At 64.7% G+C, this 23,943-nt stretch carries 20 protein-coding genes; 5 read left to right on the forward strand and 15 right to left on the reverse strand.

Translation table 11 applies throughout. The annotated features are described in order from the left end of the window. Positions 1-4: 4 nt before the first annotated feature. The 10 genes from QN239_RS30615 to QN239_RS30660 all read right to left on the reverse strand — a co-directional run bounded on the left by QN239_RS30615 (position 5) and on the right by QN239_RS30660 (position 11,505). Complete coding sequence (locus tag QN239_RS30615; protein ID WP_499016260.1) at positions 5-451, reverse strand: response regulator; 447 nt, start codon at positions 449-451, stop codon at positions 5-7. A gap of 89 nt (positions 452-540) precedes the next feature. Beyond that, entirely contained in the window at positions 541-990 is a 450-nt protein-coding gene (locus QN239_RS30620) for an SRPBCC family protein (protein ID WP_499016263.1), read from the reverse strand. 183 nt (positions 991-1,173) lie between these two features. Beyond that, complete coding sequence (locus QN239_RS30625) at positions 1,174-2,229, reverse strand: zinc-dependent alcohol dehydrogenase family protein (protein ID WP_499016269.1); 1,056 nt, start codon at positions 2,227-2,229, stop codon at positions 1,174-1,176. A 36-nt stretch (positions 2,230-2,265) separates the two neighbouring features. Next, positions 2,266-2,898 carry a 3-oxoacid CoA-transferase subunit B gene (locus QN239_RS30630; protein WP_499016272.1) on the reverse strand — a complete coding sequence of 211 codons (633 nt, stop codon included), beginning with the start codon at positions 2,896-2,898 and terminating at the stop codon, positions 2,266-2,268. After that, the gene (locus QN239_RS30635; protein WP_499016277.1) at positions 2,898-3,710 is read right to left on the reverse strand and encodes a CoA transferase subunit A; all 813 of its coding nucleotides are present in this window, start codon (positions 3,708-3,710) and stop codon (positions 2,898-2,900) included. Before QN239_RS30635 ends, QN239_RS30630 begins: the two co-directional genes overlap by 1 nt. 9 nt (positions 3,711-3,719) lie before the next feature. Further along, positions 3,720-4,457, reverse strand: coding sequence for a hypothetical protein (locus tag QN239_RS30640; protein ID WP_499016279.1), 738 nt, complete (start codon positions 4,455-4,457; stop codon positions 3,720-3,722). 130 nt (positions 4,458-4,587) lie between these two features. Beyond that, the gene (locus QN239_RS30645; RefSeq protein ID WP_090363817.1) at positions 4,588-6,900 is read right to left on the reverse strand and encodes a hydantoinase B/oxoprolinase family protein; all 2,313 of its coding nucleotides are present in this window, start codon (positions 6,898-6,900) and stop codon (positions 4,588-4,590) included. A 39-nt stretch (positions 6,901-6,939) separates the two neighbouring features. Further along, positions 6,940-9,069 (reverse strand): hydantoinase/oxoprolinase family protein, encoded by a 2,130-nt coding sequence (locus tag QN239_RS30650; protein ID WP_499016282.1) that lies wholly within the window; start codon positions 9,067-9,069, stop codon positions 6,940-6,942. A gap of 29 nt (positions 9,070-9,098) precedes the next feature. Further along, positions 9,099-9,527, reverse strand: a complete 429-nt coding sequence (locus QN239_RS30655; protein ID WP_090363814.1) for an acetone carboxylase subunit gamma — start codon at positions 9,525-9,527, stop codon at positions 9,099-9,101. A gap of 46 nt (positions 9,528-9,573) precedes the next feature. Then, the gene (locus QN239_RS30660) at positions 9,574-11,505 is read right to left on the reverse strand and encodes a hydantoinase/oxoprolinase family protein (protein ID WP_499016284.1); all 1,932 of its coding nucleotides are present in this window, start codon (positions 11,503-11,505) and stop codon (positions 9,574-9,576) included. A gap of 179 nt (positions 11,506-11,684) precedes the next feature. Between QN239_RS30660 and QN239_RS30665 the strand changes: the two genes are divergently transcribed. Further along, positions 11,685-13,535, forward strand: a complete 1,851-nt coding sequence (locus tag QN239_RS30665) for a sigma-54-dependent Fis family transcriptional regulator (RefSeq protein ID WP_499016286.1) — start codon at positions 11,685-11,687, stop codon at positions 13,533-13,535. Positions 13,536-13,649: 114 nt separating this feature from the next. After that, positions 13,650-14,819, forward strand: coding sequence for a thiolase domain-containing protein (locus QN239_RS30670; RefSeq protein ID WP_499017025.1), 1,170 nt, complete (start codon positions 13,650-13,652; stop codon positions 14,817-14,819). A 134-nt stretch (positions 14,820-14,953) separates the two neighbouring features. On the opposite strand, the gene QN239_RS30675 is transcribed toward QN239_RS30670, so the two are convergent. From QN239_RS30675 to QN239_RS30690, 4 genes are read right to left on the reverse strand one after another with little or no spacing between them, the layout of a single operon-like run. Further along, complete coding sequence (locus QN239_RS30675) at positions 14,954-15,730, reverse strand: SDR family NAD(P)-dependent oxidoreductase (protein ID WP_499016288.1); 777 nt, start codon at positions 15,728-15,730, stop codon at positions 14,954-14,956. A 51-nt stretch (positions 15,731-15,781) separates the two neighbouring features. Beyond that, entirely contained in the window at positions 15,782-16,999 is a 1,218-nt protein-coding gene (locus QN239_RS30680) for an amidohydrolase family protein (protein WP_499016291.1), read from the reverse strand. After that, positions 16,996-18,300: an NAD(P)/FAD-dependent oxidoreductase gene (locus QN239_RS30685; protein WP_499016293.1), complete on the reverse strand. Its 1,305-nt coding sequence runs from the start codon at positions 18,298-18,300 to the stop codon at positions 16,996-16,998. The genes QN239_RS30680 and QN239_RS30685 overlap by 4 nt, the downstream gene beginning before the upstream one ends. A 43-nt stretch (positions 18,301-18,343) precedes the next feature. Beyond that, the gene (locus QN239_RS30690) at positions 18,344-18,745 is read right to left on the reverse strand and encodes a nuclear transport factor 2 family protein (RefSeq protein WP_499016296.1); all 402 of its coding nucleotides are present in this window, start codon (positions 18,743-18,745) and stop codon (positions 18,344-18,346) included. A gap of 100 nt (positions 18,746-18,845) precedes the next feature. On the opposite strand from QN239_RS30690, the gene QN239_RS30695 reads away from it, so the two are divergent. Genes QN239_RS30695 through QN239_RS30705 form a run of 3 tightly spaced genes read left to right on the forward strand, consistent with a single transcriptional unit; the run spans position 18,846 to position 22,734 of the window. Continuing rightward, complete coding sequence (locus QN239_RS30695) at positions 18,846-20,918, forward strand: flavin-containing monooxygenase (RefSeq protein WP_499016300.1); 2,073 nt, start codon at positions 18,846-18,848, stop codon at positions 20,916-20,918. A gap of 38 nt (positions 20,919-20,956) precedes the next feature. Beyond that, a complete protein-coding gene (locus tag QN239_RS30700) occupies positions 20,957-21,856 on the forward strand; it encodes an alpha/beta fold hydrolase (RefSeq protein WP_499016303.1) in 900 nt (299 codons plus the stop codon). Then, positions 21,853-22,734 carry a MurR/RpiR family transcriptional regulator gene (locus QN239_RS30705; protein ID WP_499016305.1) on the forward strand — a complete coding sequence of 294 codons (882 nt, stop codon included), beginning with the start codon at positions 21,853-21,855 and terminating at the stop codon, positions 22,732-22,734. Before QN239_RS30700 ends, QN239_RS30705 begins: the two co-directional genes overlap by 4 nt. 20 nt (positions 22,735-22,754) lie before the next feature. On the opposite strand, the gene curA is transcribed toward QN239_RS30705, so the two are convergent. Further along, positions 22,755-23,807 carry an NADPH-dependent curcumin/dihydrocurcumin reductase gene (curA, locus tag QN239_RS30710; protein WP_499016307.1) on the reverse strand — a complete coding sequence of 351 codons (1,053 nt, stop codon included), beginning with the start codon at positions 23,805-23,807 and terminating at the stop codon, positions 22,755-22,757. Between the last annotated feature and the right edge of the window lie 136 nt (positions 23,808-23,943).

Genomic DNA, 23,943 nt, shown 5'->3' on the forward strand with positions numbered 1-23,943 from the left:
GTCGTCAGACCTTCGGCAGCCGGACCACCTGGACAAAGAACTCGTCGATCTGGCGCACCGCATTCAGGAACTGATCGAGGTCCACGGGCTTGGTGACGTACGCGTTGGCGTGCAGCTTGTAGCTGCGCAGGATGTCCTCCTCGGCCGCGGACGTGGTGAGCACGACCACCGGGATGTGACGCAGTTCCGGATCGGACTTGATCTGCTCCAGCACCTGGCGCCCGTCATACTTCGGCAGGTTGAGGTCGAGCAGGATCAGATCCGGTGTCGGCGCGTCGGCATAGGGGCCGCGCCGATACAGGAAGTCCAAGCCCTCTTCGCCGTCGCGGGCTACGTACAGGTTGTTCTTGATCTTGTTGTGTTCGAACGCTTCCCGGGTGATCAGCTCGTCTCCTGCGTCGTCCTCGACCAGTAGGATGACGATCGCATTTGCGTCCATGGGCGTGCTCATTCACAGGTTCCTTCCGCCGCCTCTTGTCACAGCGTAGAGACGAATCGTGCACGCGGGTAGGCGGCGGCCGTGTGCAGGACCCACCGCGCTTATTCGACCTGGTCGGGCTCGTTGCGCTCGGCGATCATCGCGAGCCGCCACAGGCACTCCCTGTTACGTGGGGCGACCGCCAGGAGCGCCACGGCGTCGGGCAACCATTTCAGTGGGCCGCCCACGGCTACCTCACTCATCTCCACCTGGCAGCCACCATCGGCAGTATCACTGAGGTGCAACGTGATTCGCGCTTCGGCCGCCGGCCGGACCTTGGCCAGCAGAACCAGCTCACGCCCCGGATCGACACTGGCCACCACGGTTTCGTCGTCGATCACCGCAGGCCACGTGCCGATGGAGTGCAGGATCCGGGATCCGGTATCCGGCCAGTCGGCGCCAACGGCCCGGATACGGCTGTTACCCACGACCCAGCCCGAGTACGTCCACCCGTCGCACAGCACGGCCCACACGCGTTCGCGGCTTGCGGCGATCTGCCGTGACACGGTCATCGGGCAACCGACTGATTCAAAGTGGGCACGGGTAACTCCTGTACGGGTCGACGGCGAAAGAACGGCCTCGCCGAGGGGCGTAGCGATGAGCGCGAGTACCCGCCTTCCGTGCGGTGCAAACCCCTGCGAGACAGGGACGAACACGGGTGCGCAGCCCGCATGACGCCTCGGTGTTGCCGTCGTTCAGCGGACCCCCGCGTCATTGCTGAGCAACACCTTGAGCGCGCCGGACGAGGCCGCGTCGGAGAAGACACCGTATGCCTGCTCGATATCGGACAGGGCGAACCGGTGGGTGACCAGCGATGAGGTGTCGATCTGCCGGCTGGCGACCAGCTTGATCAGCGTCGGGGTGGACCGGGTGTCGACGAGCCCGGTGGTCAGGGTCAGGTTCTTGATCCAGAGATCCTCCAGATGCAGTGTCACCGGTTCGCCGTGTACCCCGATGTTCGCGATGTGTCCCCCTGGACGGGCAAGTGACACCGCCAGGTCGAAGGTCGCGGGAATGCCCACGGCCTCCATCGTGACATCGGCGCCCACACCGTCGGTGAGACTCGCGATCACCTCCGCCGGGTCCTGGTCGGCATTGTTGATGGTGATGTCGGCGCCGATCTTGCGCGCGATGTCGAGTCGTGCGTCCACGCGATCGACGACGACGATATGGCTGGGAGTCAACAGTTTCGCGGCCAGCACAGCCGCCAGCCCGATAGGCCCGGCACCGACGATGGCCACCACGTCTGCCGGTCGCAGCTTTCCGTTCAGGACGCCCACCTCGTAGGCGGTGGGCAGGATGTCGGCCAGCAGGATCATCTGATCGTCGCCGACCTGATCGGGTATCGGATGGGTGGAGTTGTCGGCGAAGGGCACTCTGACGTATTCGGCCTGCGTACCGTCGATGCGGTGGCCGAGGATCCACCCACCGCCACCAAGGCACTGGCTGTAGGAACCTTCACGGCAGTACCGGCAGACTCCGCATGACGAAATACAGGACACCAGTACCCGATCGCCGACGGCTACCCGCTGCACACCCGGACCGATCTCGACCACCGTGCCGACCGCCTCGTGACCGAGCACCCGGCCCGGTGACACGGTGGCGACGTCACCCCTGAGGATGTGTAGATCGGTACCGCAGATGGTGACCGCGTCGACACGCACCACAGCATCCGTCGGTTGCACAATGGTGGCGTCCGGTACGTCATCCCAGGACTTCTCACCATTGCCGTGGTAGACCAGTGCTTTCATGACAGGCTCCTCACTCGATTACTCTGTGGCACAGGTTCAGTCGACCGTGATGGGCGCCGCCGTACTGCGCCGCAGTTCGTCCGGGTGAACTCCAGGGGCCAGTTCGACAAGCTTCAATCCCTGCGCATCGATGTCGAGCACGCCGAGATCGGTGATGATCCGGTTCACGACGCCCGCACCGGTGAGCGGTAAGGTGTTCTCCGCGAGGATCTTTGATGCCCCTTCCCTGGTTCGATGCTCCATCAGGACGATCACCTTCTTCGCACCGTGCACCAGATCCATCGCGCCGCCCATACCCTTGACGAGCTTTCCGGGCACCACCCAGTTACTCAGATCGCCACGGGCACTGACCTGCATGCCGCCCAAGATCGCGGCATCGATCCTGCCGGATCGGATCATGCCGAAACTCGTCGCCGAATCGAAGAAGCTGGCGCCGGACAAGGTGGTCACCGTCTCCTTGCCGGCATTGATCAAATCCGGATCCTCGGCACCCTCGTACGGATACGGCCCGAGGCCCAGGATCCCGTTCTCGGACTGCAGGACGATGTGCACGTCCCGGGGCACGTACTCGGGGACCAGCGTCGGCAATCCGATTCCGAGATTGACATAGTCTCCATCGCTGAGTTCCGCGGCGGCCCGCGCCGCCATCTGATGCCGATCCCAGGCCATCAGGCCACCTCACCTTCCGAATGCCGATCGGCCGCATCTGCAGGCCCGGGCCGGACCGTGCGCCGCTCGATGCCCTTGCCGGCGATCTCGGCAGCGGTCAACGGCAACACGCGATCCACGTAGACACCGGGCAGATGAACTGCATCGGTGTCGAGTTCACCGGGTTCCACCAGGATCTCCACTTCGGCTGCGGTGACCTTCGCGGCCATGGCGCACAGCGGATTGAAGTTCCGGGCGGCTTTGCGGAAAACCAGGTTTCCATGCCGGTCGCCCTTCCAGGCGTGGATCAAGGCAAAGTCGGGGCGCAGTGCCTCCTCCAGGACGAAGGGCTGCTCGACACCGTCCCAGCTCAATGCCTTCACCGGTTTGGGACTCGAGGCGACGGCCACCGACCCGTCCGCCGCGTACCGAATGGGCAGGCCACCGTCTGCGATCTGGGTCCCCACTCCGCTGCGGGTGTAGAAGGCCGCGATACCCGAGCCCCCGGCGCGCAGCCGCTCGGCCAGCGTGCCCTGGGGATTGAGCTCGATCTCCACCTCCCCCGACAGATACTGCCGCTCCAGTTCCTTGTTCTCCCCGACATAGGAGGCGATCAAACGTCTGATCTGCCGCTTCTCCAGCAACAGCGAATTGCCCACGCCCGCGATACCGCAGTTGTTCGAGACCAAAGTGATGTCCCGACTGCCCAATTCGGCCAGGGCCGCAAGTAACGCCGACGGGATGCCGCAGATCCCGAAGCCTCCGGTCGCCAGCATGATCGAGTCCGGGATGTCGGATACCGCCTCGGCGGCGGTCGCAACTGTCTTGTCCATGCGGTCCTTTCAGCGCAGTGTGGCGAGTTGGTCGAGTACGTGTTCGGGCTGGGCCGAGTCGGGAATGGTGGTCATCAGCACCTCCCCTTCGGGAACCTCGGCAGTGGCGGTCCAGAACTGGTCGGGAATGACGACGATCCCCGGATCCCCTGCCGCGGTCTCGATTCCACCGTCGTGCCACAGCGCCACCGACCAGTCGAAGTGCCCCGCGACGTTGGCAATCGATGTGTAGCCGTCCAGCCGTTCGGCGGTCTTGCAGGGAGTCCCACGCGCGTCGAGCAGTACCAGAGCCACGGTGAGCTCGCCGAGTCGCCCGAGCCATTCGGCGACGTACATCGACGCGCTGTCGGCGCGGTCGGGGTCCACGGCGTCGATCGGGCTGCCCGCGATCTGGTGCGCCCACGACAGCCAGGCGGCCGGTGACGGTGTGTACAGAACCAGCCCGCGTCGGGTGGTGTGGGACACCGTGCCCAGCACCTCCAGCAGCGACTCCAGCAGCGCCTCGTCGCCGAGCAAGGTGCGCAGCGGGTAGCCCGTCCGGGACCGGGCCCCCATCGCCTCGACGAGTTCGGGGCGAGCCGCCAGGTGAGCGGCCATCAGCCGGCGGACGTCGATCCAGTGACTGTCGGGATCCAACAGTCCGCGGACCTGCCCGAAGTGCCCGGCCGCGAGGGTGGTGTCCGTCCAGGGAATCGGTGCGCCCTGGCGGATGACGGCAGTGGAATAGCCGTCATCGTTGATCAACAAAGGTCGAGGGCGCCCGCTGGGAGGCGCGGCGGCAAGGGTTTTCAGGCTGATGGCGGATCCTTGTGACGTTCGGCTCGGTAGGGGGACGGTGGTGGCGGTCCCGGCGGGAGCGGCCGCCACCACCGGTGTGTCAGGCGAGTTTGCGCGCGGTCTCGCCGTAACGCGCCTCCAGCTCGTCGATGCGCTCCTGAAGTTTGGCGATCTTGACCTCGCGGCGGTCCGGCACCACCACCAGTGGCAGCTCGACCAACGGGGCCTTCACCCGCTCGGGGCCGTCGATCGTGTACACGGTCGCCGTGATGTCCTCGTTGCCCGGCTCCCAGGTGCCCCAGGATCCGTAGTAGGCGAGTTCCTTCGGAGGTTCCGGCTTGACGAACTCCTGGCAGAACTCGGCGAAGGGCTTTCCGCGCTGCAGACGTGCCTGCCGGGCGTCGGAGCGTGCCTGTTCGGTGCGTGCCACGTCGAGCCGGAAGGTCGCCGGGTCGTAGTGCACGGCGAAGATGGTCTCGGCCACCTTCTGGCTGATGCGCCCCAGTTCGGCGTCCCGGATGACCGACTCCGGCGAGCGCTCCAGCGGGTCACCGTAGCCACCGCCGGCGCCCTGGCTGATCATGTAGAGCTCGCCGTCCTTTGCCCGATCGAACTGCAGCCCCATGTGGTAGGTCGAGTACCGGCCGTCCGGGAATGGGCGTTCGTTCATGACCTTCTCGATGGACAGGTCGAACTTCTTGTTGTCCTGCCGGAAGTGTTCGTAGACGTTGGTGCCCTTGACCATGGCCAGCGGGTAGGTGCCGCAGCCGTATCCGCCGTACATCCCGTAGATGGAGGAGAACTTGGCACCGGAGGTCACGGTCATGAATCCCCACTCCGGGGAGCCCTCGGCAGCGACGATCATCTCGTAACCCATGCCGCCGGTGAACTTGCCGAAGCCCATGTTGTCGCGGACCAGGCGCTTGGCCACGAGCTGCATGAACGGCACCTCTTCCTCCATCACCTCCTGCTCGGCGGTATCGGCCATGGCGCAGAACAGGGGCGAGACCGCGTCCTCTCCGTCGCGGAACGGTTTTGCCCCACCGGGCATTCCGTTGAGGTCGGCGCAGAGGTTGCCCACCATGTCGCCGTGCTGGGTGATGCCGCCCCACAGGAAGGTGTTGATCTGGTTGAACCAGTTGGCAACCACATTGCTGTACTTGTGCGGCGTGGAGAACGACATCCGGCTGTAGAGCGCCTGCATCGCCGAGAATCCGCGGAACGAGGCCTGCAGGGACTGCCCCATCGGGGCGTCATAGGACGCGTCCGCCCAGGTGCCCTCGTCCGAGATGATCTCGATGCAGCTCATCGCCGCGGTGCAGCGCGGCAGATCGGGCCACCAGAACGCCAGGATTGCCTGCATCATCATGGATTTCACGGAGCACAGTGGTGAGTTGATGGCACGGTTCATGATTTCCGGCCCGGTGCCACGCAGGTCGACGGTCATCGAGTCGCCTTTGACGGTGATCTTGCACGCGATCTTGATGAGGATGTTCTCTTTGAGCGTGCTGTCCATGAATTGGTCGAACCGGTAGGTGCCATCCGGCAACTCGGAGATACGACGACGGACCTCGGCGTCGACGTCTTCGATGGTGGTCCGAAGTGCTCCCACGAAGGTATCGACACCCACCTCGTCGATCACCTTGTCGATGCGCTCCATGATCTTGCGCACCGCGGTGATCTTCACCTTCAGGTCCGCCAGCTGCAGCTTGGGATCTCGCACCGAATGCTGAAGGAAGGTCAGCAGATCCCGGCGTAGCTCACCACCTTCGACGATCTTGAACGGGCTCATGCGCAGGCCGTCATCGAACGGCGTCTCCGACCCGGACGGCATACCGCCGGGTTCGCATGCGCCGTTCTCACCTTCGTGGATGGTGGCGGCGACCCACGCGATGATGTTGCCGTCGCGCATGATCGGCATGATCATCGACTGGTCCGTGTTGTGCACATTGCCGTACCTGGCGTCATTGTGGATGAATCCGTCACCCTCGTGGACGCCCACGGTCGGTTCGTCCTTCCAGTACTTCATGATGTACCGGATCGGGTGGTGCAGGATCGCGCTGAAGGCGATGACGCCGTGGCACGAAAGGTACGACACGTCGCCGGCGGCGGTGTAGATGGCCGTGGTGAGGTCGCCCCATTTGGCTCCCGGGGCCGCGCCCTGGGCCTCACACATCTCGTAACCCTCGTCCAGGGCACCGGCGATGCGCTTGCGGATGCGTTCCACCTGCAGCCGATCCACGCCGGCGGCAAGCGCCACCTCTTCGTGCGCCGAACGTTCGGAGATGCTGTGGCTGCGCATGATCCCGGCGTCGGGTCCCAGGAACAGCGTGGTTTCGTCCATGAACTTGTCCACCCACTGCTGTTCTTCGTTCGTCAGCGTGGTGGCGGGCCGTTCGTTGACTGTGGTCATGGTCTTGTACTCAACTTTCTCGACGGTTCAGGGTTTCGGTCAGTCCTGCAGGAACCACACGGCGCCTTGGGCCGTGGGCTCGAGCCGCCAACCGGGCTCGACCAGGAATGTGGTGTTCTCGGTGGTGACGATTGCCGGACCGGCGATCACCCGGTCCGGACGAAGCGAGTCCTGGTCGTAGACCGGGGTGTCGATCGGATCGTCGATTCCGATGAAGTGCGCCGTGCGACTACCGACCGGGGTCGGGGCGCTCCGCGCGCCACCGTGCTCCAGTGACTCGAAATTGACCACATCGCCGTCGACGAATGACGCCACCCGTACGGTGCTGCATCGGATTCCGGCTTCCGGCGCCGCCGATGAGGCCCCGAAGCGGTGACTGTAGACATCGCCGAAGGTCTTGATGATCTCCAGGACCTCTTTGACACCGTTGATGCGGTGGAGGTCGGTCAGCGCCACCGCCTGCGTCAGCAGCTGGTTGCCGTACCGCATGTCGAGCTCGAGCCGGTACCGGACGTCTTCCTCGGAGAACCCCTGGCGGATCAGGTCTTCCCGCCCGGCATCCTCAAGTTCCTGTACCACGGCGTTGAACTCGGCGTAGTTGGCGTAGAGCGAACGCGTGGTGGCGTTGTACATCGTGATGTGCACACCGCGCTCGTGGAAGTGCAGCTGTTTCATATTGCCCGCACCACATGCCGAGAACACCGAGGAGAAGGGCGGCGCCAGAACACGTTTGATACCGGCGTGCCGTGCGACACCGCACGCATGCAGTGGCCCGTTGCCGCCGTAGGCGAGCATGGTGAAATCCTCGGGAAGATAGCCCCGCACCCGCAGTTCTTTGCCGATACCGATGGCCATCTGCTCGTCGACACCGTCTTTGATCACCCGTGCCACGTCGATCGGATCCATGTCGAGGGGGTCGCACAGATCCTCTTCGATGGCGAACAGCGAGCGCTTCGGATTGAGTTTGATGTAACCGTTGGCATAGTTGTCCGGGTCGAGGTACCCGAGAAGGAGGTCCGCGTCGGTCACGGTGGGACGGAGCCCGCCGCGGTCGTAGCATGCCGGGCCCGGGTTGGAACCCGCCGACTTCGGGCCGATCTTGATCGAGTTGTGGATGCGGTCGTAGCTGGCGATGGATCCTCCGCCGGCGCCCAGGGTGTCCAGGTGGACCATCGGAACCGATACCAGCCACCGGTCGATGGTGGGCAGGAAGTCGTAGTGCTTGACGCCTCCCTCGGGCACCAGGCCGATATCGAACGAGGTGCCGCCCATATCGGTGGCGATGACATGACCGATCCCGGTCTCGCTCGAAAGGTGTTCGGCGGCACCCACACCGGCGATCGGGCCGGAATGGATGGTCTGCAGCGCGTCCGTCGAGTTCATCTGGGCCATGCCACCGGAGTTGTGGATGACCAACATCGGCTTGTCGTAACCGAAGTCCCGGAGGTTGGTCGACAACTGTGCCAGCGCATGGAGCATGATCTCGTGCAGGTAACCATCGATGATGGTCGACGTTGCGCGCACGTACTCGCCCTTGCGGCCGGAGACCTGATGCCCGAGCAGCACCGGAATGGCTCCCAGCTCGTGCGGCGGAAACTCGTCCAGGATGATCTCCTGGATGGCCAGTTCGTGCTCCGGGTTCTCGGTCGAATTGACCGTCGAGACCACGATCGCCTCAGCGCCGGCATCCACGAGTTCGCGGACCACCGTGCGCACGTCGTCGGGGTCGAGCCGGGCGACGATCTTGCCCGCAGAGTTGATGCGTTCCTTGACCGATCGGATCATCGCCCGGGGCACCAGTGGTTCGGGCCGCTCGGCTGCGGGGAGGTTCTGCTGCATCGAATAGTCCAGACCCTCGCCGTAGCCACGGCCACGCGACAACGGAATGGTGTCCTCGAACCCATGGGTGACGATGGCCGCCACCTGGGGCCCGTTGCGTTCGATGAGCGCGTTGGTGCCCAACGTGGTGGCATAACGCACCGAGTCCACTTCCGAGAGCACCGTGGAGCGGTCCAGCCCGGCGCGCTTGCACGCGAGGTCGAGTGCATCGTTGAACCCGATCGCCAGATTGTGGTGGGTGGTCAGCGCCTTGGCATCGACGTAGATGTCGTCCCAGACGAAGAAGCAGTCGGTGAAGGTGCCACCGATGTCGACTGAAATGCGTTTCATGTCAGTAGTTCTCCAGGTTGAGGTTCGTGTCAGTGATGGTGGGCGGATGCTTTGAGCGCGGCCGTGTACTTCTGCGCGTCTTCGCCGGGGCCGTAGTTGTGGACTGCCTCGGCGTCGACACCGCGTTCTTCCCATTGCTTTCGGAGCGCCGCGATGTCGATCACGATGTCGACGGCCGGCGGGTGTCCCGGCGGGAGGTACTCGCACTCGATCTGGGTGGCGCATCCGGGGCAGTAATACTCCAGGATCCGGCAGTACGTCGGATCCGGGCTGAACGTGTACTCGTAACGCTCGGGGTCGATGATCGGTTGGTGGATCTCGCGCGGGTCGCGGTCGTAGACCAGGGTGCCCGGCTTGTAGTTCTCGTGTGCCGAACCCATGTCATGGGCGCACACACGGCATACCCACCGTTCGGTGTCCAGATCGATGACGAGGTATTCGGTCATGGGGACTCGCATCGCAAGTCTCCTTCCTTCTAAACGAATTGGTCTGGGTGAAGTGAGGTCAGTTGTTGTCGGTGAGCAGTAGATCGCCGGCCGACGTGACACGAAATGTCCAGCCCGGCAACACCCGTGCGGTGAAGAACGGACCTTCGATGATGGCCGCCCCTTCGCCGGTGTGACCCGGGCTCAGTTCATCGAGGACGTATACGGGGATCTCGTCGACCCGGTCTGCCGTGGCGCGGACGGATCGATGGCTGACCGAGGTGGCCGGGCTGGGCTCCACCGAATTGCCCTGTTCCAGTGCGGGATGCGACAACCGCGCGGTGGCGTTCAGCTGCAGGGACACCACGCACCCGGGATAGTCCACCTCGTCGCCCGGCTGATACGGCAAGCGCGAGACCTTGGGGCCGTCCACCGAATCCCGGTCGTCGGCGTTCTCTACGAGCAACGTCCATGAGGTTTCGCAGTCGGCCAGCGAATAGCCTTCTTGGAACATGTCCCGCTCGGCTCGAACCAGGAGTTCGTCATAGGTCTGCCGGGCCGCCCCCGTGGACGTTCCGGGAACGATGACTTCGTAGGTCTTGCCGATATCGGAGAACGAGATGCCGAACGCGGAGAAGACCGCGGCGGTCCGGGGAATCAGCACGTGCTTCACACCTGCCAGCCGCGCTGCGCCGGCCGCGCTCATCGGTCCCGCGCCGCCGAACGCCAGCAGCGTCGTGTCGTCGCGGACCAGGTGGGCGAACGACGTGGACAACGCTTGGAAGTAGGCATGTTCCATCCGGATCAGGGCTTCTTCGAGTGAGATGCCCAGCGGCGCGGCGATCGTCTCGGCGATGACCGCCTTCGACCGACTCGGATCGAGCTTGAAGGTGCCGTTGAGGTAGGTGTCGGGGTCGAGAATGCCGAGCAGCAGGTTGACGTCGGTGATGGTGGCCTGTTTGCCGCCGAAGCCGAAGCAGGCCGGACCGGGCGCGGCACCGACGGACTTCGGGCCCACCCGCAGCGCACCGTCGACCAGTTGGATCACCGACGATCCACCGACACCGGCGGACGTGACATCGCTCATGGGATACGAGATCTCGACATCCTCGATGGCGCCACGATCGGCCACCGCCACCACACCGTCGTCGACGATGCCGACATCGGTGGTGGTGCCGCCGATGTCCATCATCAGGGCGTGCTTGAGGCCGTAGACCTTGGCCAAGGCCGAGGTGCCTTCCAACCCGCCCCGCGGACCCGAGGAGTAGGTCTTGAGCGCAATCGACTTGGCAACCCGCGACGACGCCCCGTCATTGCGGTACACGAGCAGCGGGTTGGCCACCTTGTAGTCCTTGAGCCGGCGCTCGGCGCTGTAGAGGAAGCGCTCCATCGTGGGATGGAGGAACGCGTTCACGACGCATGACCACACCCGCCTGATGTCATTGCGGTCGCCGGCCAGCTCCCAGCTGTAGATCAGTGGCACCGACCCGAGCAGATGGCGCGGGAACTTGCGGAGCAAGACGTGCCGGAGCCGCCGCTCCTGCTCGGGGTCGCTCCCGGCAATGACGACCCGGGCCGCACCCAAGGTGGTCAACCGGTTGACCTTCTGTACCGCGTCGAACTCGAAGGTCTCGTCGTCGGCGGAGGAATCGAGGCTCAGGAAACGGTCGGACACCAGACCGGCGAACAGCTTCTCCTCGGCGGCGGTCTGCTGCATCGCGGTCTGCAGATCGGGGATCGTGGTGAGGACACCGATCTTCGGTCCCCGCCGCTCCACCAGGGCATTGGTGCCCTGCGTGGTGGAGTAACGGATGTGCTCCGTCGCGTGCAGCAACCGGGTGATGTCCGCCTCGCCGTATAGAGCCTGCGACGCCTTTTCGATACCGGCGAACAGGCATTCCGACAGGTCATGCGGCGTGGTCAGGGTCTTCGTGAAGGTGAACGCACCGCCGTCCCACACGCAGATGTCGGTGAGCGTGCCACCGTTGTCGATGTTGATCAGGGTTTCCATGCCGCTCCGTTCTCAGGATTCACTGCGCATCTGATGTGCTCCGTGACACATCTCTGGCATTAACGTTGCCCACGTCTCACCCCGGTGGCGTGTCCCAAAATGGGACAGCGTGATCGCTTGGATGTGATCTGGCTCTCGTTCACACTGGAGGCCTCGACCCAGACGGACAGGAGTCACCTATGCCCGACAGCGCGGCGCGGATGCTGCGGGTTGCGGCCGCTCGGGCGGATTTCCTGGAGTTCGGTGGCTCCGGGGCGGCCGGTGTCTCCGAACTCGTCGCGGCTTCGTGGGAACGCAGCCAGGCCGCGGGGGTCGACGTGTCGCAGCCGCACAGTGAGTTCACCGACGAAATCGACACCGGGTCGTTGCTCATCCGATCGGCCCGCCCCGTGCTGCAGCAGCTGGAAATCGACACCGCGGACATGCCGATGGTCATCGTGTTGACCGATAACAAGGCCCGCGTGGTGCAGCGCATCGACAGTTCGGCCGCCGTCGCCCGACTTCTCGATCGAGTTCACCTTGCGCCCGGTTTCGACTACTCGGAGTCCACCATGGGCACGAACGGGATCGGCACGGTGTTCGAAGCGGGGCAGTCGATCAGCGTCGTCGGCCCGGAACACTTCAGCGAGAACCTGCACATGTTCGCGTGCACCGGCGCGCCGGTGATCGACCCGGTGACCGGACGAGTCGCTGGAGTGCTGGATATCTCCGCGCTGTCACACTCGTGGAGTCCGCTGATGCACACGCTCGCCAAGAGCGCCGCCAAAGACATCGGCCACAATCTCCTCATGGACCGCGGCCAAGCCCAGCGGGCCATCTTCGACACCTATCTCAAGGTGACGGCACGCTCGGAACGCCAAGCCGTGTTCGGGTTCGGCGAGTCGGTGTTCATTGCCAATCCGGTGGCGCAGCAGATGTTCAACGCCGACGAGCAGCGGGTGCTCCGCGAGCATGCGACATTCCTGATGGCAGGTAAGGACCGCGTCACCGATACGGTGGCGCTTCCCGATGGACAGCGCCTCGTGCACATCCGCGGCACTCGGATCCTTGCAGGTTCCGATGTGGCCGGGATCGTGGTGATCGCCGACCTGGTGCTCGCCCATCATTCCGGATCGCCGACCGACTTCAGCGTGCATCAGCTTCCACCGATCGCGATCGCCACACCGCACACGTCGCAGATCATCGACGGCCTGAGCCAGGCACGAGAGTCTCTGGCCGGCGGGACGACTCCAGCTTGGGTTCGGGCCGGAGCCCAGCTGCGCGAAGCGCTTCGACGAACCCAGCCCGCCCTCGTGGTCGGAGAGACCGGCGTAGGGAAGTTCACGTTGGTGGCCGAGCTCTTCCACTCGGTCTACCCCGCTGGGCGCAGTATCTCCGTGGATGCGACACAGCTCGGCATGGAGGGCCCGCCGTCGGATCTCGCGACCTTACTGGGTGATTCGGCGGAACCGACCTTGCACATCGTCCGCGACATCGACCAGGCCACCACAGACGGGGTGGAGCGCTTGACCGCGTACTTCGAGGCTTTGGTGTCGCTCGACGGCCCGGTGTGGATGGTGGCCACCGCTTCGGACGGTTCATCGACAGCCGATCTGCCGTTCCGCCAGCTACTTCACTACTTCGACATCTCGATCGCCGTGCCACCCTTGCGCTGCCGCACCGACGACCTGCCCGCTCTGACCGCCGCCCTGCTCCGGGGTATCGCCCCCGAGCGTCATGTGCGGATAAGCCCGGAAGCGATGCGGCTCATCTCGCGCTATTCGTGGCCGCGCAACATATCCCAGCTTCGGGAGGCTCTGGTGCACGCCGTGCGACGGCGCCCCGTCGGGGAAATCCAGACCGCCGATGTGCCCGGGTACTGCCAGACGGTCGCCCGGCACACGTTGACCCCACTGGAGAGCGCCGAGCGAGACGCGATCGTCGCGGCGCTGCGGGAATCTGCGGGGAACCGGATGGCGGCGGCAACCCATCTGGGTATGTCGCGGTCCAGCCTCTACCGCAAGCTCAAGACCTACGGCATCACCGTATGACGCCAGGTGACTGTCCAAAGATAGGACAGTGCAACGACTCTCTTTCCCGTTAACGTCGGGCGACAGGGGCCGACCGATCGTGCCCCACCGCACAGACGAGGAGAGCCAGTGACCATGATCCCCGCACCCCGGGTCGGCGTGATCGGTGTTGCCCACAGCCCGTTCGGCCGACTCGAGAACGAAACGGTGGCGAGCCTGGTCGGCTCCGTCACGGTCGGTGCGATCAAGGACGCCGGGATCGAACCCGCCGAAGTCGACGAGGTGTTCGTTTCCCAGTTCAACAGCGGCCTGACGCCATTCGCCTTCCCCTCGTCACTGCCGATCGGCGCCGAGCCCGCGCTGTGGGGAATCCCGATGACCCGGGTGGAAAATGCATGTGCATCGGGTTCAGCAGCAGTACACCAAGGGATTCGGGCGATTCTGTCCGGACTCGCCGATACCGTGCTGGTGGTCGGTGTGGAGAAGATGACTCATGCCGGCGGCGCACAGGTGGCGAGCGCCCTGCTCGGGGCCGACGCCGAGCTGGCCGGCACCCAGTCGCCGGAGGGATTCGCCGGCGTCTTCGCCGAGGTGGCACGGCAATACCGGGATCGCTACCACGCGCAGGACTGGCTCGGCGACACCCTCGGGCGCATCGCGGCCAAGAATCACCTCAACGGTTGCGCAAATCCGTGGGCGCAACTGCGCAAAGACCTGGGAGTCGAGTTCTGTTCGGCGGTGTCAGAACGCAATCCGGTGGTCGCCGAACCACTGCGACGGACGGATTGTTCACTGGTCAGCGACGGTGCCGCGGCTCTCGTCCTCCGCAAAGACCCCGACCACCCGATGGCCACCATCCTGGGGTTCGGGCATGCCAATGACCGACTGGAAAAGAACCAGCGCGATGTGCTCGAATTCGCCGCCGGGCGCAAGGCGGTAAATGAGGCACTCATGCGGGCGGGCGCTTCCGTCGACCAGCTGTCTTTTGCCGAGGTCCACGACTGTTTCACCATTGCCGAGTTGATCTGCTACGAGATGCTCGAGCTGACTCCGCGCGGGCAGGGCCGCCGCGCGATCGACGAGGGGTGGGTTTTTCGCGACGGACGGCTCCCGGTCAATGTGTCCGGCGGGCTCAAAGCCAAAGGCCACCCAGTGGGCGCCACCGGAGTGTCCCAGCATGTGATCGCCGCACTGCAACTGTCCGGTCGCGCCGGGGAGATGCAGCTGCAGGCCCCGAAACTCGGACTCGTGCACAACATGGGTGGATTGGCGGTCGCCAACTACGCCACGGTGCTCGGCGGCTGAGCTCCACCGATCGCGCCGCACGAAGATCACGCGAAGCCAACTACGCTCCGGCCCCGTCTCCGCCTGACTCGACGCGCTTTACGGCTTGCCAGCCCTTCTTGCGGCGGGTGTTCGGAATGCTCGGCACCTCCTCGCTAATAGAGCGCCTTGCCGCCGTCGAGGCGAATCACGTTGCCTGTCAGGTAAGGCGAACACGTCGACAGGAACAGCAGGGTCTCGGCGACGTCGTCGGCGTCCCCGTTACGGAATTCATAGCGCGTTCCGACGCGATAGGTGTCACCGTCGATGACAGCCTCGCCACGGTATCGACGCAAGGCGTCATTAGTCCCGTCGTCGGAGCGGAAGAACTGTGTCGGCGCCACGGCGTTGCACTGGACGGTCGGTGACAGCGCCACGGCGAGCTGCTCCATCAACCGGACCAGCGCGGTCTTCGACACCCCGTGCGGGATCAGATTGGGCCATGCCTCGGTGGTGGAATTCCCGACCAACGCGATGATCCTGCCATGCCCTTGAGTTTTCATCACCTTGGCTGCTTCCTGGCTGAGGAAGAACGGCCCGCGGATATTGATTCCGAACGCCGCGTCGAAATCACTCTCGGTGACGTCCTCGAACTCCTTTGCGCGAAGCGAGCTCGCGTTGTGGATCAGGACACTGAGGTCACCTCGCCAGGCGGCGGCCCGCTCCACGAGTGACCGGGCGTGCGCAGGCTCCGAAGCGTCCGCTTCCAGGGCGATCGCCTGGCCGCCTTCGGCGCCGATCATGTCCACCGTCTCCGCGGCACGTTCGGCTTGCTGCCAGTGGTTGACCACGACCGCCGCGCCGGCTGCGGCGAATCTACGTGCGAACTCACGGCCTGCGCGCTCGGCAGCACCGGTGATGAGAACTGTTTGGCCCTCGAGTGTCTGATTCATCAGCTCTTTCCAAATGGGTTGGGGTGAATGAGGTGTCGATTGCATGACTGCTCAAATGAGACGAACTCCGGCTTTCCAGACGGCGCACGTGAGGGGTACACCCGGGCGGTATGCGAGGTGCGCGACGGACGGCGCATCCAGCACCTGTAGATCCGCTCGCGCTCCCACCCGCAGGGCACCGACCGCAGGCTGAGGCGAGCCGTGCGCATCGGTCCAGCCGTCCACATGCATGGCCAACGTCGTCGCCCCACCCAACGTCGCGGCGCGGATCGCCTCCTGGACCGACAGACCCATCTGCAGGACGGCGGTCGTCACGCAATAGCCCATCGACGTCGTGAAGGAGGTGCCCGGATTGCAGTTGGATGCGATCGCCACGACGATGCCGGCGTCGAGCAGCCGGCGCGCCGGTGCGAGCGGCATCCTGGTGGATAGATCACAAGCGGGCAGGACGGTCGCGACTGTCCCGCGCAGGTTCGCCGACCACGTACCGGCCAGCGCGTCGATGTCGTCTTCGGTGAGGAATCCGACGTGGTCCACGCTGAGGGCCTGGTACTCGACGGCCAGCCGTACGCCCGGCCCGTGGCCGAGCTGGTTTCCGTGCACTCGCCGCGCCAGTCCGCGCGACCTGGCAGCCTCAAGGACCTGACGCGCCGACGCTTCGTCGAACGCACCGGCCTCGCAGAACACGTCCACCGCCGAGACGAGGGGCGCGACCGCATCCAGCATCGGTCCGTTGACCAGCTGGAGATATGTCCGCAGATCCTGGTCCTCGGGCACGACATGGGCTCCGAGGAAGGTCACCGCGTCGGTGTGCCGCCCGGCGATGCGTGCGGCTCGGACTTCGTCGGCAACGGTCAGTCCGTAGCCGGTCTTGGTTTCCAGCGTCGTGGTTCCGCCGCGGCGCGCCTCGGCGACGAGTCGGGTGAGATTCGCTTCCAGCTCCTCATCGCCGGCAGCGCGCGTGGCGCGCACGGTGCGATTGATGCCCCCGGCGACATACGGTTCGCCGGCCATCCGCGCCTCGAACTCGGCTGTACGGTCGCCGGCGAACACCATGTGTGAATGCGAGTCCACCCAGCCCGGCAGCACGGCACGGCCGCCGAGCGCGACTCGTTCATCTGCTGCGGGTGCGGCGGCGGACGAGCCCACCCAGGCGACGCGATTCCCCTCGATCACCAGCGCGGCATCGGTGAGCCTGCCCCCGTGTTCGTCACCGTTGGTCGTCAGCTCTGAGATTTCATCGATGACAAGGGATTTCACATCACTCATCCGCGGGCCTGTCCTTCATGAGGATCCCGTAGCCGGGAGAACTGTGCCGTCGAGTACGCGCGACCTCCGATCGGGCATCGGAAGGGCTCGGCGGTGTGGTCGCGGCCGTTCAACTCGGACTCGACGATGAACCGGAGCATCTCGCCGATGAGAGGTGCGGTCTTGAACTGCGTTCCTGACGTCGCCATCGCCACGAAAAGTCCGTCGTAGCAAGTCCGGTCGTAAATGGGTAGCCAATCTTCGGCCGCGTCGTAGAGACCGACGATTCCGGCGCGAACACGCGGGATGCCCAGATCCGGGATGCGGCGGGCGAGTCTGAGGGTCGTCCGCTCCCAAGCCGATAGCGTGACGAGCTGATCGAAATCGTCCGGGTCGTCGATGACTGTCTGTTCGTCGGGGCAATCACCGTTGCTTCCCACCAGGAACGCGTCGCCGCGTTCCGGTCTGAAGTTGATGTTGAGGTCGGCGTCCACGAGGTGCACGCCGTGAAGCGCGAGATCCAAGCCGGGTGGCGCCGGAACGTGGAGCAACTCTTCCCTTATGCGCTGGGTACGGACCCGGAAGTCCGATGTCGCCCCGATCGACCGGATGAGGCCGTCCGTGTGGGGGCCGGCGACGACAAGCACTGCCTCGGCCCGCAGGATGTCGCCGTTCTGCAGGATCACCCCCACCACGCGACCGTTGTCGACGTCGACACCGGATACGTTGGCCGACAGCTGAATCCGCGCTCCGGCGCGCTGCGCCGCCTGCATGAGGTTGGCGGCCGCCAACGTGGGATCTCCGACATATCCAGATTGCGGCGTGTAGACGGCGCCGCCGAGATACTCGGCCGGCTCCTGCCAGAAGGATTCGTCATCGACCGGTCGGGGCGGGCCGAACCGATGGAAGTCGAAGTAGGGGAAGTGTTCACCCATGGTGTCGAGGGTCCAGCGCTCGAAAGCGACACCCGCGTCCTCCATCGCCCTGGTCACCTGGTCTGCGAAGCCGTTGTCCGCATCCAGGATGAGCGATCCGCACCGCACGAAGCGGGCGAGCTCATCGCACTTGTCCGCATTGAGGAAGTCCCGCCAGTTGTTCCACACCGACAGTGCATCGGCGGCAAGCGCCGAGGTCTGCGCATCACTGGCGTGGACCCGGATGATCCCCGCGGAGGATCCGGTCGATCCGTCACCGACGCCGCTGTTGCGATCGACGACGAGCACGTCGTGGCCCGCGCGCGCCAGCGCGAGTGCCGCGCTGGCGCCGATCACGCCCGCACCGACGATCAGGATCTCAGCTCGACGTTCTAGTCCGGAGCCCACATCGCCTCCACATGCTTGGCCGCCGGTGACCGACTCCCGTGGATCATTCGCCCCAGCCGGGGTGTGGTTGATGCGTACCCTTCTGCTTCACGAACGATTCCCGCAGATCGGCAACGCGCTCGCCGGCGAAGGCCAGCAGGAAGTTCCCGGCCAGCGTGTGCTCCTCACCGTCGGACTTCAGTGTGGCCCACCACTCGACGCCGACGCGGTCGCCGTCGATCACCGGAACGCCGTAGCGGAAGTCAACATCGGAGACGTTCGCGACCGCCGCCCGCCAGAAACCCTCGATGGCTGGGTGGCCGACGAAGGGTTCGCCGAGGAAGGGGCTGTTGCGGTAGCTGGCGTCGTCGGTGAACAGTTCGGCGGCACCCTTGGCGTCACGCTCGCGCCACACTCTCCCGAAACCCTCCAACCACGACGTGACACTGACAGCCGAGACGCTCATCAAACCTTCCTCACTCACTTCGTATTTCACGATGACGGGCACCGCCACCAACTTGATGACATTCTATGCGTGCGGACAATTTTCGCATAGGATTATGCAAATGGCGCGGCGACGGAGAACTCGTCGAGCCGAGCAAGAGTTCGCCACCGACGTCGACTCGACTGCGACGGAGAGGATCCAACTCGATATGGCGTGCACTCCCGATCCCCATGCCGATGAGGCCGATCAGTTCGACGACTTGTACTGGGAAGCCAGATCGGAGCGGATCGTCGAAGACGATGCGTTCCTGCGCAAGATGGTGGCCGGTGCCGAGCTCCCGGTCCTCTTGGCTGCGATCGCCGCTGTCCTGCGCGACACCAGCTATCTCGCCGCGGAACTCGTTCCCCCGCTGCCTCCCATGGACACCGCGCCTCATCCGCACGGAGGAATGACCGAAGACCAGCAGCAGAAGGCCGCCACCTTGGCTCTGGCCGGCCTCAAGGCCATCCGTGATGACGCGATCCGGTCCGTGCACATGCTGCCGGACTCGACTGTCCGCGAGATCTTCGCCTACCTCACCGGTGGACGCGACGAGTGGCGACACATGCTCACCCACGAACTCGACATAGCAGAGCACAAGGACGGCAAGCCGGACTGGAATTTCGACGATGTGGCGGGGGGCCGCCAATTCAGCACACTCATCGTCGGCGCCGGTGTCAGCGGCATCGCCGCCGCCTTCCGCTACTCGCAAGCCGGCGTGCCGTTCGTTCTCATCGAAGCCGGAACCTCGGTGGGTGGCACCTGGGCCAAGAACGTCTATCCCGGTGTGCGGCTCGACACCCCTACCTTCGGCTACTCGTATTCCTTCGCCCAGCGCAGTGACTGGCCCAATCAGTTCGCGCAGGGCGGCGAGATCCTGGACTATCTCCGCGATATCGCCGAGCGCGCCGGGATCACCGGACGGACCGAATTCTCGACTCGGCTGGTTCGGCTGGAATGGGTCGAGAGCGCTCGGCAATGGCTGGCCACCACCCGTGGGTCCGACGGTGTCGACCGGGTCCGGCGGTTCTCCGCCATAGTCAGCGCGGTAGGGCAGCTCGATCGACCGAATATTCCGGACATCGCCGGATCGGAGCGCTATCGCGGCGTGGCCATGCACACCCAGGAATGGGACCACGGTGTCGATCTGACGGGTAAGCGCGTCGCGGTGATCGGCACCGGTGCGAGCGCCTACCAAGTGGTGCCGGCAATCGTCGACACAGTGGACTCGCTGGTCGTCTTCCAGCGCAGTGCCCCGTGGATGCTGCCCGCACCGAATTACCACCATCCGGTTACCGACGCCTTCACCTGGCTGCGGCGCAAAGTGCCCCACTACGCGCAGTGGTACCGGCTGTGGGTCATTCTCACCGGCATTCCCGGCCGGGCACATACGGTTACCGCAGAGCAGAATTGGAGCGGCAGCCCGCTGAGCATCTCGCAGAAGAACCAGCAACTTCGGGACTACCTCACGGCACGGGTACGCGCCCAACTGGCGGACCGTCCCGACCTTCTCGAGCACGCGATCCCCGACTACCCGCCCGGCGCCAAACGCATGCTCCGCGACAATGAGGTATGGGCGGCCGCACTGCGCTCGGCCCACACCACACTGGTCACATCCGGAATCGATCGCTTTACCGAGAACGGAATCGTCGACGCCTCCGGCCGGGAACACCCCGTCGATATTGTCGTCTACGCAACGGGATTCAAGCCATCCGACTATCTGGATGAGGTCGAGGTGATCGGGCGTGATGGCCGCGAGATCCACGAGTTCTGGGACGGCGATGCACGCGCCTACAACGGAGTGACTGTTCCGGGATTCCCCAACCTGTTCCTGATCTACGGCCCGAATGTCGGCGGTGTCGTCGCCGGCAGCTTGCACTTCATGCTCGAGCGGGCTGCCGAATACTCACTCACGGCGATACGCGAGATCCTCGAGCGAGACATCTCGGCGATCGACGTCCGGCCCGAGGCCCTCGATCGCTTCGTCGGGTGGGTGGACGAAGGTAACCGTAAAATGGCGTGGGGCCAACCGTATGTCAAGACGTGGTATCAGAACAGACATGGCCGAGTGTCCCAGATCTGGCCGTACACGAATGTCGAGTACTGGAATATCACCCAGTCGATCGACGAAGACGATTACGAGTTCCTCCCGTGATCACTACCACCTCACGTTCCGAATCGACGGGAGCACGGATGCCAACCATAGAGCGACACCGGGTCACCTCAGGGGGCGTACACACGAGCTTTCTTTCCGCCGGGAACCCGAGTGCCGACCCGGTTGTACTGCTACACGATGGTGCCTGGGGCGGATCTGCGGAAGCCAGCTGGCGCGGCGTCATTCCGGCCCTGGCCGCACGTTACCGCGTGATCGCGCCAGATCTCTACGGCTACGGACATTCGAGCAAGCTCGTCCAGCTCGATGTCGCGCCATACGAATTCAGGTTGCAGCAGATCGCCGATCTGCTCGACGCGATCGGGCTACGGGACCACACCGTGCACCTCATCGGCAACTCATTCGGCGGGGCCATGGCCCTTCGCGCTGCGACGTTGCCCTGGTTCGCATGGCGCATGAGATCGGCGGTGTCCATCGCTGGAACAGGCGGGCCGTACCGTACCAGCAAGTCGCTGGAATCGCTTTCGCATTTCGACGGCACCCGCGAGGATATGCTGCGCATCGTGCACCTTCTCACCGGCGATTTCGACGGCATCGAAGATCATGTCGACCTCCGAATGGAGAATGCGGTCAGCCCGGCGCACTACCGCGCCGTCGCCGCCGCAGGCATCGTCACACCGTTCTCCGGCACGCCCAAGAGCGCGGACCCGTATCCGTCGAATCTACGATATGTCGCGGTACCGCTCGCGTTGGTGAGTGGGTTGAAAGATGACCTCGTGGAGCGGGACTGGGCACCACGCATCGCTGAGCACACACCGCTGTGCTCCGTCCACGACATCGACGCGCGGCACTCCCCCAATGTGAGCGACCCGGACCCCACCGCAGCACTACTGCTGAGCATTCTCTCGGACAGTGACGGCGCGAGGCTCTCGCGCGTTGCGGCAGCACGTGGCACCCGCGGCGTACGAGTGCCGCAATGACGGCGAGTTCGGACATCGTGCCCGGCGACGCCTTCGACGGTGACGACACCCACGACATCTACGATCGGCTACGCACAGCGCGGCTCTCCCCGGCCCAGCGCCGGATCGCACGCTATATCGTCGACCATCGGGATTCAGCGGCGTTCCTGACCAGTGAAAGCATCGCCCGTCAGGTCGGTGTGAGCCAGCCTTCCGTGTCACGATTCGCTGCCGCACTCGGCTATACGCGGTTCTCGGACTTCAAGCGCGGCTTGCAGAAGTGGGCCCATTTGGAGATGTCGAACCGCGCGCCGCAGACCGAGGATGTGAGTCCGCTCGACGAGGCGATCAGCGCGGAGATCGCAAATCTGCAGTGGCTCAGCAACTCCGGCCTGGGCGAACAGCTCACGCGGGTGGGTGCGGCCATCATGTCTTCACATCCTCTTCCCGTGGTGGGACTTCGGGTGTCGCGTTCGTTCGCCGAACATTTCGCCTACCTCGGCGCGAAAGTCCATCCGGGGATCACCGTCATCGACCGTGGCGACACCCAGGCGAAGGAGACCATCGCCCGGGCTCTCGGCCAGGGGGCTTCGTGGTGCCTGTTCTTCATACTTCCGCGATACCCCCGCGAGGCGTGCGAACTCGTGCGCTATGCCCGTCAGATCGGACTGAAGGTCGCGGTGCTCAGCGACGAATCATTCGCCACGGTGCGCCACGAGACCGACGAGCTCATCACGGTCAAGGTGGGCAGCGGCCTGTTGTTCGACACCTCTGCCGCGATCAACATCGTATCCAGCGCACTGCTGCACGCAATGGCTGATTCGAGTCCCGGACGTGCGCAGGAAGGGCTGGAGCGCTTCGATGGTCACGCTGTCGAATTGAACGTCTTCGAGGATTGACGGCTCTGCGGCATGTCCGATCAGGTTCCGGCCCGGACCGCGTGCGTGCGAGTCGGGTCATCGGATACCCGGACCATGAGCTTGCCGAAGTTCCTGCCCTGTAGAAGTCCGAGGAACGCGCCGACAGCGTTCTCTATCCCGTCGACGAAATCCTCCCGATAGCGTAGGTTTCCGTCGGCCAGCCAGCGCGACACGTCGCGCCGGAACTGCTCACGATGTGTCGCTCCGAAGTCGCGCTGGGTAAATCCCTGGACCAGAAGCCGTTTGGTGTTGATCGCCTTCATCAACATCGGAAGGCGATCGGGGCCGGCCGGCAGGGTTGTCTGGTTGTATTGCGAGACAAGGCCACAGACCGGGATGCGGGCGAAGTCGTTGAGGTGATCGAAGACGGCATCCCACACCGCGCCGCCGACGTTCTCGAAGTAGATGTCGATACCGCCGGGCACCGCGTCCGCCAGATCCCGAGCGAAGGAGGAGGATTGGTGATCGACAGCGGCGTCGAACCCGAGTTCGCGCAGCCATTCGACTTTCCGGCGACCTCCGGCGATCCCGACGGTGCGGGCGCCGAGCAGGCGCCCGATCTGTCCGACCATCGAGCCGACCGCGCCTGCTGCGGCGGCCACCACCAGCGTGTCACCCGGCCTTGGTCGCCCGATCTCGGTCAGCCCGACGTACGCGGCGAACGCCGGCATTCCGAGGACGCTCAGCGCGGTCGAGATGGGCGCTCGGCTCGGATCGATCACCTGCAGGGCGACAGCATCAGCGACCGCATGTGTCTGCCACCCCGTATGCGCCAGAACGATGTCTCCCGCCGCCACCTGATCGGACGTGGATTCGATTACCTCGCATACGGTTCCACCTTCCATCACCGCGCCGATGTCGACTGGTTTCGCGTATGACTTCGCTGCATCCATTCGGCCGCGCATATAGGGATCCAGGGACAAGTAGATGGTGCGCAGCAGCGCCTGGCCCGGCCCGACGGCAGGGAGGTCACGCACTTCGAGACGGAAATTCGCCGGTGTCGGCTCACCGTCCGGACGCGAGGCAAGCACGACGGCCGTCGACCGAGTCATGGGACCAACCATACGTGCAGGTTGCCCGCCCTGCATGAGAAAGATACAGTTTGTGCGTCAAATGAATGTTTTTCTGCATATAGGCAGGAGCGCCGGTCCGCACCGCTAGCCGGCCACGGAAACGGCAGACAGCGGC

Source organism: Mycolicibacterium sp. Y3 (assembly GCF_051188035.1).
Classification (GTDB): domain Bacteria; phylum Actinomycetota; class Actinomycetes; order Mycobacteriales; family Mycobacteriaceae; genus Mycobacterium; species Mycobacterium fluoranthenivorans.

What these genes read in the sequence shown, in the direction of transcription:
- QN239_RS30625 (WP_499016269.1), bottom strand. Translation starts at nt 2,229, where the DNA reads ATGAAAGCACTGGTCTACCACGGCAATGGTGAGAAGTCCTGGGATGAC.
- QN239_RS30680 (WP_499016291.1), bottom strand. Translation starts at nt 16,999, where the DNA reads ATGAGTGATGTGAAATCCCTTGTCATCGATGAAATCTCAGAGCTGACG.
- QN239_RS30645 (WP_090363817.1), bottom strand. Translation starts at nt 6,900, where the DNA reads ATGACCACAGTCAACGAACGGCCCGCCACCACGCTGACGAACGAAGAA.
- QN239_RS30665 (WP_499016286.1), top strand. Translation starts at nt 11,685, where the DNA reads ATGCCCGACAGCGCGGCGCGGATGCTGCGGGTTGCGGCCGCTCGGGCG.
- QN239_RS30690 (WP_499016296.1), bottom strand. Translation starts at nt 18,745, where the DNA reads ATGAGCGTCTCGGCTGTCAGTGTCACGTCGTGGTTGGAGGGTTTCGGG.
- QN239_RS30670 (WP_499017025.1), top strand. Translation starts at nt 13,650, where the DNA reads ATGATCCCCGCACCCCGGGTCGGCGTGATCGGTGTTGCCCACAGCCCG.
- QN239_RS30630 (WP_499016272.1), bottom strand. Translation starts at nt 2,898, where the DNA reads ATGGCCTGGGATCGGCATCAGATGGCGGCGCGGGCCGCCGCGGAACTC.
- QN239_RS30705 (WP_499016305.1), top strand. Translation starts at nt 21,853, where the DNA reads ATGACGGCGAGTTCGGACATCGTGCCCGGCGACGCCTTCGACGGTGAC.
- QN239_RS30700 (WP_499016303.1), top strand. Translation starts at nt 20,957, where the DNA reads ATGCCAACCATAGAGCGACACCGGGTCACCTCAGGGGGCGTACACACG.
- QN239_RS30635 (WP_499016277.1), bottom strand. Translation starts at nt 3,710, where the DNA reads ATGGACAAGACAGTTGCGACCGCCGCCGAGGCGGTATCCGACATCCCG.
- QN239_RS30695 (WP_499016300.1), top strand. Translation starts at nt 18,846, where the DNA reads ATGGCGCGGCGACGGAGAACTCGTCGAGCCGAGCAAGAGTTCGCCACC.
- QN239_RS30620 (WP_499016263.1), bottom strand. Translation starts at nt 990, where the DNA reads ATGACCGTGTCACGGCAGATCGCCGCAAGCCGCGAACGCGTGTGGGCC.
- QN239_RS30655 (WP_090363814.1), bottom strand. Translation starts at nt 9,527, where the DNA reads ATGCGAGTCCCCATGACCGAATACCTCGTCATCGATCTGGACACCGAA.
- QN239_RS30660 (WP_499016284.1), bottom strand. Translation starts at nt 11,505, where the DNA reads ATGGAAACCCTGATCAACATCGACAACGGTGGCACGCTCACCGACATC.
- QN239_RS30675 (WP_499016288.1), bottom strand. Translation starts at nt 15,730, where the DNA reads ATGAATCAGACACTCGAGGGCCAAACAGTTCTCATCACCGGTGCTGCC.
- curA (WP_499016307.1), bottom strand. Translation starts at nt 23,807, where the DNA reads ATGACTCGGTCGACGGCCGTCGTGCTTGCCTCGCGTCCGGACGGTGAG.
- QN239_RS30650 (WP_499016282.1), bottom strand. Translation starts at nt 9,069, where the DNA reads ATGAAACGCATTTCAGTCGACATCGGTGGCACCTTCACCGACTGCTTC.
- QN239_RS30615 (WP_499016260.1), bottom strand. Translation starts at nt 451, where the DNA reads ATGAGCACGCCCATGGACGCAAATGCGATCGTCATCCTACTGGTCGAG.